The sequence below is a fragment of the Streptomyces sp. NPDC001493 genome (assembly GCF_053597235.1).
The window spans coordinates 84530-98265 of record NZ_JBSFHV010000002.1 but is presented as its reverse complement, the minus strand read 5'-3'; the positions used below and the strand labels follow the sequence as shown (position 1 = coordinate 98265).

Sequence of the window (13736 nt, the reverse complement as noted above, 5' to 3'; positions counted from 1 at the left end):
GTCGAAGGCCGCACCGGGCACGGGAGCCGAATGAGGGAGAACGCGCCCCGCGCCTTACGCCCGGAGCCCGCAGCGCCCCCGATGCCTCCGGCACCTCCAGCACTTCAGGTGGGCTGCGCCACCACGGCGGCCGTCGTCACGGAACGTCCCGGCGCGTCCCCCGTACGGATGAGGCCGGAACGAAATGGCAGATGACAGGCGTTGTGAGAAATCGGGGGTGCCCATGACCTACACACCGAGCACGACGCGGCCGACGAGCGCCGCGCAGACGGACGGCGGGACGCACCGGCCGGGCGGGCAGCCCGTCGCCGCGGACGCGGTCGCCGTCACCACCGAGGGCATGCCGTCGTGGCTCGCCCCGGTGGCCGAGGCCGCCCGCGACGTGCGGCCGCAGCAGCTGAGCCGCTTTCTGCCGCCGGAGAGCGGGGCCGGGCGCCAGTCGGCCGTGCTGATCCTCTTCGGCGAGGGCGAACGCGGACCGGAGCTGCTGCTGATGGAGCGCGCCGGAACCCTCCGCTCGCACGCGGGGCAGCCGGCCTTCCCGGGCGGTGCGCTCGACCCCGAGGACGGCGACCCGGCGACGAGCGGCCCGCTCCGGGCGGCGCTGCGGGAGGCCGAGGAGGAGACCGGTCTCGACCCGCGCGGTGTGCAGATCTTCAGCGTGCTGCCCCGGCTCTACATCCCGGTCAGCGGCTTCGTGGTGACCCCGGTGCTCGGCTGGTGGCGGACCCCGAGCCCGGTGCGCGCGGTCGACGCCGCCGAGACGGCCCGGGTCTTCACCGTCCCCGTGGCCGATCTCACGGACCCGGCCAACCGGGTGATCACCAAGCACCCCAGCGGCTTCCTGGGCCCCGCCTTCCTGGTGGAGAACGCCCTGGTCTGGGGGTTCACCGCCGGTCTGATCGACCGGATTCTCCACTTCGCGGGCTGGGAACGCCCCTGGGACAGGACCAGGCAGGTGCCGCTCGACTGGCACGCATGACAGGCTGGCTCCCCTGCTGGGTTGTTCCGGGCCCCCGGACCCCGTCACCCGACGGGCCAGGTGACGAATCTGCGAGGCTATAGACGGTGAACGTGCTGGACATCCTGCTGCTCGTCGGCGCCGTGTGGTTCGCGGTCATCGGCTACCGCCAGGGTTTCGTCGTCGGCATCCTGTCCGTGATCGGCTTCCTGGGGGGAGGCCTGGCCGCGGTCTACCTGCTGCCGCTCCTCTGGGACAAGGTCACGGCCAACTCCGAGGTCTCCTCGACGGCCGCCGTGGTGGCGGTCGTGATCGTGATCGTGTGCGCGTCGGTCGGCCAGGCCCTCACCACCCACCTCGGCAACAAACTCCGCGGGCACATCACCTGGTCGCCCGCGCGTGCCGTGGACGCCACCGGCGGGGCCCTGGTCAACGTGTGCGCGATGCTGCTGGTCGCCTGGCTGATCGGGTCCGCCCTGGCCGGCACGTCCCTCCCCACCCTGGGCAAGCAGGTCCGCAACTCCTCCGTCCTGCTCGGTGTCTCCCGCGTGATGCCCCAGCAGACGTCCACCTGGTTCGACGACTTCTCCTCGGTCCTCGCCCAGAACGGCTTCCCGCAGGTCTTCAGCCCGTTCGCCAATGAGCCGATCACCGAAGTCGAGCCCCCCGACCCGGCGCTGACCGGCAGTCCGGTGGTGGCCCGCGCGAAGAAGTCCGTCGTCAAGGTCGTCGGCATGGCCCCGAGCTGCGGAAAGGTCCTCGAAGGCACCGGCTTCGTCTTCGCGGACGGGCGCGTCATGACCAACGCCCACGTCGTCGGCGGCGTCGACGAGCCCACCGTGCAGGTCGGCGGCGAGGGACGGGTGTACGACGCGAGGGTCGTCGTCTACGACTGGCAGCGCGACATCGCCGTCCTCGACGTCCCGGAACTCCGGGCCACCGCATTGGACTTCACCGAAGCGGACGCCAAGACCGGCGACAGTGCCATCGTGGCCGGCTTCCCGGAGAACGGCGACTACGACGTCCGCTCGGCCCGGGTCCGCGGCCGGATCCAGGCCAGCGGCCTCGACATCTACCACCGGGGCACCGTCCACCGCGACGTGTACTCGCTCTACGCGCTCGTACGGCAGGGCAACTCCGGTGGCCCCCTGCTCACCCCGGACGGCCAGGTGTACGGAGTGGTGTTCGCCAAGTCCCGCGACGACGCCGACACCGGGTACGTGCTGACCGCCGACGAGATCCAGCCGGACATCGACGCCGGCCGCACGGCCAGTCAGCAGGTCGACACCCAGGGGTGCGCCCTCTGACGGTGGTCGTCTCCCCGCGTGGGCGCTGTGCCCGTGCGGGGAGACGGTCGCGTGCGGGTGGTGGTCGGGTGCGTGAGCGGTCCGCTGTCAGGTGCGGGGATGGCGCAGTCGCGCCGATACCCAGCGGGCCCGCCGGCGGAGGATGCGGGGAATGCCGAGCCGAGGATCGTGTATGACCTGCACGGTATGCATCTGGCCCGTGGGGCCGCCCCCCTCATGAGTGCTCACCGCGGCAGTGGCGGTCGAGCGGCGGTTGCGTGCTGCGTCACCGAAGTCGTGCGTCCAGCCCATACCCCGACGTCTGCCCCTGACCCATGGTCGGTAATCGTGGGGAAGCAAGCCAATTGGCCTATGCGCCCGGCACGTGGCCGCCCGGCGCACACCTGTACCCATCGGGTCAGCGATCGGGCTCGGGATCCTTGAGCCAGTTGATGAGTTCGGTCGAGAAGGCGGTCGGATCCTCCTCGTGCGGGAAGTGCCCGAGACCGTCGAAAAGTCGCCACCGGTAGGGAGCCTCGACGTACTCGCCGGACCCTGCCGCACTCCGCGTACGCATCGCTGGATCGAGTGAACCGTGCAGATGCAGGGTGGGCACCCGGACCGGTCGCTTCATGCGCCGGTAGAACTGCACCCCGTCCGGCCTGGCCAGCGACCGCACCATCCACCGGTACGGCTCCACCGAACAGTGCGCCGTCGACGGGATGCACATCGCGCGGCGGTAGACGTCCAGCGTCGGGTCGTCCGGGAAGGCGGTGTCGTTCGGGCCTGCCCATTCTTCGATCAGCCGGCCCACCAGGGCGCCCTCGTCCGCGACGAGCTGACGTTCCGGCAGCCACGGCCGCTGGAATCCCCAGACGTACGAACCGGCCCGGGACTGGGCGAAGTCCGAGAGCATGGAGGAACGCCAGCGGCGCGGGTGCGGCATCGAGGACACCACGAGGCGCCGCACCAGCTTCGGCCGCATCACGGCAGCCGTCCACGCGAGGTAGCCGCCCATGTCGTGGCCGACCAGCGCCGCGTCCGGCTCGCCGAGCGACCGGATCACGCCGGTGACGTCGAGCGCCAGGTTGGCGGGGTCGTACCCCCTGGGCGTGCGGTCGCTGCCCCCGACGCCGCGCAGGTCCATCGCGACGGCCCGGAAGCCCGCCTCGGCGAGCGCGGGCAGCTGGTGGCGCCAGGTCCACCAGAACTGCGGGAAGCCGTGCAGCAGGAGTACGAGAGGGCCGGAGCCCATCTCCGCGATGTGGAAGCGCGCCCCGTTGGCGGCCACGTCGCGGTGCGTCCAGGGGCCGTCCAGCCGTACCGGACCGCCGGACGCCGCCAGGCGGCCGCCGCCCACCGGGGCGGGGACCGCAGGGCCGGAGTGCGCCGTCGGCCCGCCCTCAGGGGCGGGCCGCGCGGCGTCCGGGGCGGACCCGGACGGCTCCGGCGCCGGACGCGCGGAGCCTGTCGTACCGAATGCGCTGCTTTCGGGGACCGTCATGCCGAAGAGCGTGCCACAGTGGACGACTTGTCCTGAACCGGGCTCTTCTCGACGGCCTTGTCCGCGAGGGAGGAACCGCCGATCGCGGGACGGGACGGGCCGGGCGCGGTGACCGGGCGGGGGTGCGGCTTGACGCCCTGGAGGACGGCCGCGCTCTGCTTCGCCGACGCGATCGACTTCTCCGGCGGCTTCACCTTCTTGAACTTGGCGACGGCGAAGAGGGCCAGCAGTACGCCCAGGAGAATGAAGGCGCCGCCGACGATCAGGAACGACCAGGCCAGGCCCAGTCCCAGGTTGTGGATGCCGTACGCGGCCGCGAAGCTCAGCGTCGGGATCGCGAACAGGAGCAGGACGCCCGCGATGATGCCGGCGGCGCTGCCCATGACGCCCCGCTTGACGTCCTGGCGTACCTCGGCCTTGGCCAGGGCGATTTCGTCGTGCACCAGTGCGGACATCTCGGCCGTCGCCGTGGCGACCAGCTGTCCCAGACTGCGGTCCGCGCCGCCCACGAAATTGCCGGGGTCGCTCATCCCTGACTCCCTCTCCTCTTCAACACATCCGGTGACAGATCATGCCGGACCGTCCGGCTTGTCGCCCGCTGCCCCCGCCCGTTCGGCGAGACGGCGGTGCTCGGCCGCCTTCCGTTCGTGGAGTGCGGCCATCCGCAGGTGGTACCCGGGATCGTCCTGCTCGTAGACGTCGGGAACCCCCGACGCGTCCTCGTCCCGCTCCTCCGCCTCGTACAGCGCCCGGTGGACGCGTACCCGGAGTTTGAGCAGTACACCGGAGACTACGGTGGCGATGAGCGAACCGAGCAGAACGGACGCCTTGACTTCGTTGGTCATGTCCTCGTCGCCGGCGAAGGCGAGCTCGCCGATGAGCAGCGAGACGGTGAATCCGATGCCGGCGAGTGCGGCGACCGCGAAGACGTCCGCCCAGGCCAGGGCCGGGTTGAGCTCGGCCCTGGTGAAGCGGGTGGCGAGCCGGGCGCCCCCGTAGATGCCGACGGTCTTGCCGACGACGAGGCCGAGGACCACCCCGAGCGTCTCGGGCCGGGTGAAGACGTCGGCGAGCGCGTCGCCGCGCAGTGTCACTCCGGCGGCGAAGAGGGCGAACAACGGGACGGCGAGCCCGGCGGAGAGCGGGCGCACCAGATGCTCGATGCGCTCGCCGGGGGAGCGCTCCTCGCCTTCGCGCCGGACGCACCGCAGCATCAGCCCCATGGCGACGCCCGCGATGGTGGCGTGGACGCCGCTGTTGTACATCAGCCCCCAGACGACGAGGGCCAGAGGTACGTACACCCACCAGCCGCGGACCTCGAAGCGGAGCAGGGCCCAGAAGAGGGCCAGCCCGAGGAAGGCGCCGCCCAGGGCCAGGAAGTCGATGGACTCGGTGAAGAACACCGCGATGATCAGGATGGCGAAGAGGTCGTCGACGACGGCCAGTGTCAGCAGGAAGGCCCGGAGCGAGCCCGGCAGCGAGGTGCCGAGGACGGCGAGAACGGCGAGCGCGAAGGCGATGTCGGTCGCGGTCGGCACGGCCCAGCCGCCCATGCTGCCGCCGCCGACGGCGTTGGTGAGTACGTAGACGAGCGCGGGGACCGCCATCCCGCACAGGGCGGCGACGACGGGCAGGGCGGCCGTCCTGGGGTCGCGGAGCTCGCCCGCGACCAGCTCGCGCTTGAGCTCAGCGCCCGCGACGAAGAAGAAGACGGCGAGCAGCCCGTCGGCGGCCCAGTGCTCCACGGAGAGATCGAGCCCGAGGGCCGCCGGGCCGAAGTGGTAGTCGCTGACCGCCGTGTAGGAAGAGCCGAGCACGTTGGCCCAGACGAGTGCCGCGACGGCCGCCACCAGCAGGACGAGGCCGCCGACCGTCTCCGTGCGCAGCGCGTCCGCGAGGTAGGTCCGCTCCGGCAGCGGCAGGCGGCCCAGCAGGGTCGGCCGGGAGGGCGCGGGGGGTGCGGCGGGCGGGTGCGGCGGGGTGCGGCGGGACTGGGCCACGGGAGAGACCTCCGGGGTTCGGGGCGGCGGCGAGGACATGGCTGACACGCTCGCCGACCAGACTTCCCGGCACCCCTATGAAGATCTTCCCTGCTTTCGCGCGGGTACGGCCACTGTAGGGCCTCGCGTCCGGATCGGACCGGACCGGGCTCGGTCCGATCCGGACGCACGGTCCTGACCGGACACGTGGCCCCTGACCGGACGCACGGACCTGACCGGACGCACGGACCTGAAGTGGCCGCCCGGCTGAAGTGGCCGCCCGTACGCCCGAGGGGCACCCGGCGCGTTGCCGGATGCCCCTCGGAGCCGTACAGCTGCTCTGTGCGCTCAGTCCGCGCTCACAGTCCGCGATCGGCCTTCGTTCGGCCTGCGCTCGGCCTTCGCTCAGCCTTCGGAGGACTCCTTGGGGAACTCCGCCTGGATGAGGGACATGACCGACGGGTCCGTGAGCGTGGTGACGTCGCCCAGCTCGCGGTTCTCGGCCTTGTCGCGCAGCAGACGGCGCATGATCTTGCCCGAGCGGGTCTTGGGCAGCTCCGCCACCGGCAGCACCCGCTTCGGCTTGGCGATCGGGCCGAGCGTGGCGCCGACGTGGTTGCGGAGCTCGGCCAGCAGCTCGTCGGAGGAGGTCGCCGTCCCGCGCAGGATGACGAAGGCGACGATCGCCTGACCGGTCGTCTCGTCGGCCGCGCCGACCACCGCCGCCTCGGCGACCGCGGGGTGCGAGACGAGAGCCGACTCGACCTCGGTGGTCGAGATGTTGTGACCGGAGACGAGCATGACGTCGTCGACCCGGCCGAGCAGCCAGATGTCGCCGTCCTCGTCCTTCTTGGCGCCGTCGCCCGCGAAGTACTTGCCCTCGAAGCGCGACCAGTAGGTGTCGATGAAACGCTGGTCGTCGCCCCAGATGGTGCGGAGCATCGACGGCCACGGCTCGGTGAGGACGAGGTAGCCGCCCCCGCCGTCCGGGACCTCGTTGGCCTCGTCGTCGACGACGGTGGCCGAGATGCCGGGCAGGGCGCGCTGGGCGGAGCCGGGCTTCGTCGCGGTGACGCCGGGCAGCGGCGAGATCATCATCGCGCCGGTCTCGGTCTGCCACCAGGTGTCCACGACGGGGCACTTGTCCGCGCCGATGTGCTTGCGGTACCAGACCCACGCCTCGGGGTTGATCGGCTCGCCGACCGAACCGAGGACGCGCAGGCTGCTCAGGTCGAACTTCGCGGGGATGTCGTCCCCCCACTTCATGAACGTCCGGATCGCGGTCGGCGCGGTGTACAGGATCGAGACGCCGTACTTCTGCACGATCTCCCAGAACCGGCCCTGGTGCGGGGTGTCCGGGGTGCCCTCGTACATGACCTGGGTCGCGCCGTTCGCCAGCGGCCCGTAGACGATGTACGAGTGGCCGGTGACCCAGCCGATGTCGGCCGTGCACCAGTAGACGTCGGTCTCCGGCTTGAGGTCGAAGACGGCGTGGTGGGTATAGGCCGCCTGGGTGAGGTAGCCGCCGGAGGTGTGCAGGATGCCCTTCGGCTTACCCGTCGTCCCCGAGGTGTAGAGGATGAAGAGCGGCTGCTCCGCCTCGAAGGCTTCGGGGGTGTGCTCGGCGGACTGCCGGCCGGTGATCTCGTCCCACCAGACGTCCCGGCCCTCGGTCCACGCGGTGTCCTGACCGGTGCGGCGCACGACCACGACGTGCTCGACGCTCTCGATACGGGACACGGCGTCGTCGACCGCGGGCTTCAGCGCCGACGGCTTGCCGCGGCGGTAACCGCCGTCCGAGGTGACGACGACCTTGGCGTCGGCGTCCCGGATGCGGGCGGCGATGGCGTCGGCGGAGAAGCCGCCGAAGACCACCGAGTGGGCGGCGCCGATGCGGGCGCAGGCCAGCATCGTGATGGCGGCCTCGGGGATCATCGGCAGGTAGACGGCGACCCGGTCGCCCTTGCCGACGCCCAGCTCGGTCAGCGCGTTGGCCGCCCGGGAGACCTCGTCCTTCAGTTCCGCGTAGGTGATCGCCCGGCTGTCGCCCGGCTCGCCCTCGAAGTGGATGGCGACCCGGTCGCCGTTGCCCGCCTCCACATGGCGGTCCACGCAGTTGTACGCGACGTTCAGCGTGCCGTCCGCGAACCACTTCGCGAACGGCGGATTGCTCCAGTCGAGCGTCTCGGTCGGCTCGGTGGCCCAGGTGAGGCGGCGGGCCTGCTCGGCCCAGAAGCCCAGCCGGTCCGCGGCTGCCTGTTCGTACGCCTCCGCCGTGACATTGGCGTTCGCGGCCAGCTCGGCCGGCGGCTCGAACCGGCGCTCTTCCCGCAGCAGGTTGGCCAGGCTTTCGTTGCTCACGACATCTCCCATTCCCAGGGTGACCGTTGTGTCCCGGGGCATAGCTCATCAGGCGAAAGGCCGAGTGACAAGTGTCTGCCGGGAATTGGTTTAGACCTTTTCCTCGTGTACGGAGGAGCTCCACCCACCCGTCCCGCCGGCGCGGCAGCCGGTACGGCGTATCCGTACCGACGTGCCGCGCCCGCGGGAGAGCGGCGGAACCACAAGGTCTCACGGCCCCGGGGTGCCACCGGTTCAGACGAGGCTGTGGCTGACCTCCTCGTGACCCGGACCGTCCTCCACCCGTGCCTCATCCCGGTCGGGACCGATGCCCGGTGCCACCCGCTCGAAGACCTCGTCCGGGCCCGAACCGGAACTGGCCCCCTCCGTCAGCAGATAGGCCTGCGCCTCCCCGACGTGGAAGTACATGCCGTGCAGCTGGAGGGTGCCGTCCGCCAGCCGGCGCGCCACCGACTCGTGCGCGCGCAGGTGGTCGAGCTGCTGGACGACGTTGGTCAGGCAGAGCTGTTCCACCTCGTCGGCGGGCATCCGGCCGGCGATGCGCGCCCAGGAACGATCGCGGGAGGACATGCGGTCCAGGCTCGGCAGCCCGTGCCGCAGCCACCGCCACAGGGGCGTGTTCCGGGGCGTCCCCGGCTCGGCGTTGAGCAGCGCCTGCATGGCACCGCAGCCTGAGTGCCCGCAGACGGTGATGGACTCGACCCGCAGGACGTCCACCGCGTACTCGATCGCCGCGGCCACCGAGTCGTCACCGCCCGTGTCGGCCCCGGCCCCCGGCGGGGGCACGAGATTGCCCACGTTGCGCACGGTGAACAGATCGCCCGGCCCGCTCGACGTGATCATGCTCGTGACGAGGCGGGAGTCCGCACAGGTGAGGAAGAGCTGGGACGGTCGCTGGCCCTCCGCCGCGAGACGGGCGAGCTCCTCGCGGACCAGCGGGGCCGTGTTGAGCTGGAAGGAACTGATGCCGCTCAGCAGCCGGTGCCCGCCGCGCCGGGGGGCGTCGGCGCGCGCCACGGGGTGTCCGTCCGCCTCCGACGCCTGTTTCGCCGGAAGCCCTTCGGTGCGCCCCGTCCTGGTGCGGGGGTGGTCCGCCGCGGTGGTGGGCTGGTGCGGGCGGTCGTGGCAGTGGTGGTTGCGCCAGGGCGTCCACGGGCGGCAGCAGGAGTGCGCCGCCGAAGCGGGTTCCGCGATCCGCCCTCCGGACCTGCCGGTGAAGACGATGCTGCCGCCGTGGGCCTCCTGGGTGGTGCGCCAGTCCTGAATGGCCTCGTAGGCCGCGTGGTCCATGAAGAAACCGTCCAGTTCCACGATCGCGTCGACGCCTTGGGGGAGTTGGTTGAGGATGCGGCTGAGCCGCGGAACCGCGAGGAAGGTCAACTGGCCGCGCACGGTCACCAGGAAGCGGCCGTCGCTCTCGCTCACGGCGACGCGGGTACGGGCGAGCCGGTGCAGCGCCATGCCCACGGCGGCCGTGATGCCGATCGCGACACCGGCCAGCACGCCGAACACCACGACGCCGCTGATCGTGGCGCCGTAGACCAGGAATTCGCGGTGCCGGTGGACGTTCCTGATGTGGGCGTAGTTCACCATCTGGATGCCTACGACCATGACGAGGGCGGCCAGCGCGGCGAGCGGGATCCATTCGAGCACGGCGACCAGGAACGCCGCCGCGAGCAGCACCCAGACGCCGTGCAGCACGGTCGCGGCGCGGCCGGTGGCTCCGGCGCGGACGTTCGCGGAACTGCGCACCGCACCACCGGAGACCGGCAGTCCGCCGAGCAGCCCGGCCAGCGTGTTGGTGATGCCCTGGCCCCGCAACTCGCGGTCCAGATCGGATCGGGCGACGCGCGCCAGAGGCATGTCGGGCTGCCGCGCGGCGTGTTGGGCGGCGCGGTCGGCAGCCAGCTTGTCCACCGCCACGGCGGCCAGGAGCGACTCCAGGCTGCCGACCAGCATCACGGTGAACATGGCGGTGGCGAGGGCGAGTACGGGGCCGTGCGGCATCTCGGGCAGGGCGTGCGAGCTCCAGGAGGGCAGGTCCACCCGGCTGATGCGGGGCGCGGCGACGGCCGCCACCGCCGTGGCCACGGCGACCGAGGCGAGCGCGGCCGGAATCCTGCGGAGCACGCGGCCCGCGCCACCGGGAATCCGCGGCCAGAGCACCAGCAGGGCGATGGTCAGGGCTCCGATCAGCGGTGCGGCCGGGCTGATCCGCGCCAACTGCTCCGGCAGCGCGAGGGCGTTGTCCATCGCGGAACTCTGTGGGGAGCCGCCGAGAACGATGTGCAACTGGGCGAGTGCGATGGCCACCCCGATCCCGGCGAGGGTGCCGTGGACGATCGCGGGGCTGACGGCGAGGGCGGCCCGTGCCGCCCTCAGCGAACCCAGCAGGATCTGGAGCAGCCCGGCTCCGACGGTGATGGCACAGGTCGTGCGCCAGCCGTAGACCTGGATCAACTCGGCTGTCACGACGGTGAGTCCGGCGGACGGCCCGCTGACCTGGAGCGGGGTGCCGCCGATCAGTCCGGCGACGATGCCGCCGATCGCGGCGGAGATGAGGCCGGCCTCCAGCGGCGCGTCCATGGCGACGGCGAGACCGAGCGACATGGGAACGGCGATGAGGAAGACCGTGATCGAGGCGGAGAGGTCGCCCGCGGTGACGCGGAAGCGGAGGCCTCCGCGCGGCGGCGGGCTGTGGGGCCGCTTCTCCCCGGCGGAGCGGGGGAGGTGGGGGCCGTGGTGGTCTCGGTTCTTTCGGGTGGGTACGCAGGCAGGCATTCCCGTCTCCTCCGGGGCAGCGCGGTCGCGGAACGTGGGGACGCGGCCGTGGGTCACGGCGTGCAGCGGCGGGATTTCTCAACGCTAGGTAAATGGATCGTAATGCAGAGTAAAGAAATGTGGTTCACATATCAGGCAAATAGCCCACGGAATCACCCAATGTAGCGAATAAGCATCTTTTCATACGGCCTGTCGCTCGGGGGCGTCCGAGCCGCGTGTGAACGTGACCGCGCCGGTCGGCACATTCCACGCAAACGAGCCGCAAGGAAGAGGTGGGCGGATGATCGCCGCCACGAAGAGAGTCGCCCTGGGCATCACCACCGCAGCCGTGTTCGCCGCGCTCGCCGGTTGTTCCGGCGCCGGCACGAACGGGGCATCGGGAGCCGCCGCCGAGAAGGCGCACGGCGCCAAGGAGAAGCCCGACGGGCAGAACGCTCCCGCCCCCGGCAACGCCGTCCAGCTGATCGGTGACGGATCCACGGCCTTCACGGGCGCTCAGCCCAACCTCCCCGTCCCCAAGCGCCTCGCGCCGGGACAGAAGCCCCCGCAGTTCGTGGTGTTCTCCTGGGACGGCGCCGGCGAGGACAGCCAGAAGCTCTTCTCCCACTTCCGCGGAGTCGCCAAGAAGTACGGCGTGAAGATGACGTACTTCCTCAGCGGCGTCTATCTGCTGCCCGAGGGGAAGAAGGACCTCTACGACCCGCCCCAGCACTCGCCCGGCCGCTCCGACATCGGGTTCAACGACACGAAGGGCATCCACGACACCCTCAGGGAGGTGCGCGCCGCCTGGAAGGAGGGCAACGAGATCGGCACCCACTTCAACGGCCACTTCTGCGGCCCGGACGGCGGTGGCGGCACCTGGTCGGTGGACGAGTGGAAGAGCGAGATCCGCCAGGCCAAGTCCTTCGTGAAGAACTGGAAGACGAACGACCCGGAGCTCAAGTCCGAGGCGCCGCTCCCCTTCGACTACGACAAGGAACTCGTCGGCGGCCGTACCCCGTGCCTGGAAGGCCAGAAGAACATGGTCGCCGCCGCGCGGGACATGGGATTCCGCTACGACTCCAGCGGCATCAACAACCAGGTCTGGCCCGCGAAGAAGGACGGCCTCTGGGACCTCTCGCTCCAGCTCGTGCCCGTCCCGGGGCGCGACTTCGAGACGCTCTCGATGGACTACAACTTCATGTTCAATCAGTCCGGCGTCACCCAGGGCGACCCGGCGGAGCACGAGTACTGGGGCGATCAGATGCGTGACGGCCTCCTGGAGGCCTTCGACCGGTCCTACGACGGAAACCGCGCGCCGCTGATCATCGGCAACCACTTCGAGTCCTGGAACGGCGGCACCTACATGCGCGCCGTGGAGGAGACGATCGCCTCCGTCTGCACCAAGTCGGACGTGCGCTGCGTCTCCTTCCGCCAGCTCGCCGACTGGCTGGACGCCCAGGACCCGGCGGTGGTGGCCAAGCTCGGGACGCTCGGTGTCGGGGAAGCTCCGAAGGGCGGTTGGTCGTCCTATCTCGCGGCCCCGACGGTGGCCGCCGGTGGAAAGCCGATGAGCCCGACGGCGAAGGGTGCGGGCAAGGGTGCGGACGCGGGTGCGGGTGCCGGTGCCGTGAAGGATAGGGGCGAGGGCGCGGACGAGAAGTAACGTTTCTTCGGGTTTCGGGCTTCCAGCTCGGGGCTCGGGGCTCGGGGCTCGGGGCTCCAGGCATGGGCTTCGGCGCCCGGGCTTCGGGGCTCCAGGTCGGGTTCGAGCCGTGCGAGGGCGGGACCGCTGCGCGCGTTCCGCGCGGGTCCCGCCCTTCCGTCGCGGCCCCTACCGGCCGGACCGCGGTCGTCGCTCGGTCACGCGGGGGCGGACGCGCCCGTCACCAGGCGGTCGTCGAGCGTGAACGCGGGGTCGACCTGGGCGGCCAGATCGGCACCGGTCTTCTCGTTGCCCCAACTCTCCGCGTTCTTCAGGTGGAAGTGCACCATCTGGCGCGTGTACCGCTCCCGGTCGCGCAGCGCGTACGAGTCCTCGGCCGCGTCCTGGAGTGCCTGGAGGGCCATCCGGTTGTCGGCCTCCAGCAGTTCGAAGCGGTTCGGCCGGCCCTTCTCCATCGCCCGCACCCAGTCGGAGTGGCCGACCCCGACGAGCAGGTCGTCGCCGACCTCGGAGCGCAGGAAGTCCAGGTCGTCCGGGCCCTGCACCTTGTTGCCGACCACGCGGAGCGTCACGCCGAAGTCCCGCGCGTACTCCTTGTACTGGCGGTACACCGACACGCCCTTCCGGGTCGGCTCGGCGACCAGGAATGTCATGTCGAACCGGGTGAACATCCCTGAGGCGAACGAGTCGGATCCGGCGGTCATGTCGACCACGACGTACTCGTCCGGGCCGTCGACCATGTGGTTGAGGCAGAGCTCCACCGCGCCCACCTTGGAGTGGTAGCAGGCGACGCCGAGGTCCGACTCGTTGAACGCGCCCGTGGCCATCAGCCGGATGTCGCCGTCGTCCAGCCGGACGGAGCGCGCGCAGGCGTCGTAGACGGGGTTGTCCTCGCGGACGCGCAGCAGGCGCGAACCCTCGCCGGGCGGCGTCGTCTTGATCATCGTCTCGGCGGAGGCGATCCGGGGGTTGGTGCCGCGCAGATAGTCCTTGATCAGCGGGAGTTCGGCGCCCATCGACGGAAGCGCTGCCGCCTCCTGCTCGTCGAGGCCGAGTGCAACCCCGAGGTGCTGGTTGATGTCGGCGTCCACGGCGATGACATGGGCTTCGTTGGCGGCGAGGTGTCGGATGAAGAGAGAGGACAGCGTGGTCTTGCCGCTGCCGCCCTTCCCTACGAAAGCGATCTTCATGTTCACCTAGGGTAGTCGCAGCATCGCAG

The 13736-nt window shown here is 71.0% G+C and carries 10 protein-coding genes; 3 read left to right on the top strand and 7 right to left on the bottom strand.

Annotated features, from left to right (window positions below; all coding sequences use genetic code 11):
* The first annotated feature begins 223 nt into the window (after positions 1-223).
* Positions 224-982: an NUDIX hydrolase gene (locus ACWCWD_RS02965; protein ID WP_450769781.1), complete on the top strand. Its 759-nt coding sequence runs from the start codon at positions 224-226 to the stop codon at positions 980-982.
* An 86-nt stretch (positions 983-1068) separates the two neighbouring features.
* On the top strand, positions 1069-2268 hold the full coding sequence (locus ACWCWD_RS02960; RefSeq protein ID WP_450769779.1) for a MarP family serine protease: 1200 nt from the start codon (positions 1069-1071) through the stop codon (positions 2266-2268).
* An 87-nt stretch (positions 2269-2355) separates the two neighbouring features.
* On the opposite strand, the gene ACWCWD_RS02955 is transcribed toward ACWCWD_RS02960, so the two are convergent.
* The 6 genes from ACWCWD_RS02955 to ACWCWD_RS02930 all read right to left on the bottom strand — a co-directional run bounded on the left by ACWCWD_RS02955 (position 2356) and on the right by ACWCWD_RS02930 (position 10872).
* Complete coding sequence (locus tag ACWCWD_RS02955) at positions 2356-2559, bottom strand: hypothetical protein (protein WP_327177096.1); 204 nt, start codon at positions 2557-2559, stop codon at positions 2356-2358.
* Positions 2560-2665: 106 nt separating this feature from the next.
* A complete protein-coding gene (locus ACWCWD_RS02950) occupies positions 2666-3751 on the bottom strand; it encodes an alpha/beta fold hydrolase (protein ID WP_450769776.1) in 1086 nt (361 codons plus the stop codon).
* Entirely contained in the window at positions 3748-4281 is a 534-nt protein-coding gene (locus ACWCWD_RS02945) for a phage holin family protein (protein WP_386887874.1), read from the bottom strand. The genes ACWCWD_RS02950 and ACWCWD_RS02945 overlap by 4 nt, the downstream gene beginning before the upstream one ends.
* A gap of 39 nt (positions 4282-4320) precedes the next feature.
* On the bottom strand, positions 4321-5790 hold the full coding sequence (gene nhaA, locus ACWCWD_RS02940) for a Na+/H+ antiporter NhaA (RefSeq protein WP_450769775.1): 1470 nt from the start codon (positions 5788-5790) through the stop codon (positions 4321-4323).
* A 345-nt stretch (positions 5791-6135) separates the two neighbouring features.
* Positions 6136-8133, bottom strand: coding sequence for an acetate--CoA ligase (gene acs, locus ACWCWD_RS02935; protein WP_450769773.1), 1998 nt, complete (start codon positions 8131-8133; stop codon positions 6136-6138).
* Between the two features lie 192 nt (positions 8134-8325).
* Positions 8326-10872: a SulP family inorganic anion transporter gene (locus ACWCWD_RS02930; protein ID WP_450769771.1), complete on the bottom strand. Its 2547-nt coding sequence runs from the start codon at positions 10870-10872 to the stop codon at positions 8326-8328.
* Positions 10873-11152: 280 nt separating this feature from the next.
* On the opposite strand from ACWCWD_RS02930, the gene ACWCWD_RS02925 reads away from it, so the two are divergent.
* A complete protein-coding gene (locus ACWCWD_RS02925; protein WP_450769770.1) occupies positions 11153-12517 on the top strand; it encodes a hypothetical protein in 1365 nt (454 codons plus the stop codon).
* Positions 12518-12714: 197 nt separating this feature from the next.
* Here the strand turns inward: ACWCWD_RS02925 and ACWCWD_RS02920 are convergent, their stop codons facing one another.
* Positions 12715-13707 (bottom strand): ATP-binding protein, encoded by a 993-nt coding sequence (locus ACWCWD_RS02920; RefSeq protein WP_450769768.1) that lies wholly within the window; start codon positions 13705-13707, stop codon positions 12715-12717.
* Between the last annotated feature and the right edge of the window lie 29 nt (positions 13708-13736).

Bases quoted from the DNA above. Each gene is read 5' to 3' on its own strand.
- ACWCWD_RS02930 (WP_450769771.1), bottom strand. From the start codon at position 10,872: ATGCCTGCCTGCGTACCCACCCGAAAGAACCGAGACCACCACGGCCCC.
- ACWCWD_RS02965 (WP_450769781.1), top strand. From the start codon at position 224: ATGACCTACACACCGAGCACGACGCGGCCGACGAGCGCCGCGCAGACG.
- ACWCWD_RS02925 (WP_450769770.1), top strand. From the start codon at position 11,153: ATGATCGCCGCCACGAAGAGAGTCGCCCTGGGCATCACCACCGCAGCC.
- ACWCWD_RS02920 (WP_450769768.1), bottom strand. From the start codon at position 13,707: ATGAAGATCGCTTTCGTAGGGAAGGGCGGCAGCGGCAAGACCACGCTG.
- acs (WP_450769773.1), bottom strand. From the start codon at position 8,133: ATGCCCCGGGACACAACGGTCACCCTGGGAATGGGAGATGTCGTGAGC.
- ACWCWD_RS02945 (WP_386887874.1), bottom strand. From the start codon at position 4,281: ATGAGCGACCCCGGCAATTTCGTGGGCGGCGCGGACCGCAGTCTGGGA.
- ACWCWD_RS02955 (WP_327177096.1), bottom strand. From the start codon at position 2,559: ATGGGCTGGACGCACGACTTCGGTGACGCAGCACGCAACCGCCGCTCG.
- ACWCWD_RS02950 (WP_450769776.1), bottom strand. From the start codon at position 3,751: ATGACGGTCCCCGAAAGCAGCGCATTCGGTACGACAGGCTCCGCGCGT.
- nhaA (WP_450769775.1), bottom strand. From the start codon at position 5,790: ATGTCCTCGCCGCCGCCCCGAACCCCGGAGGTCTCTCCCGTGGCCCAG.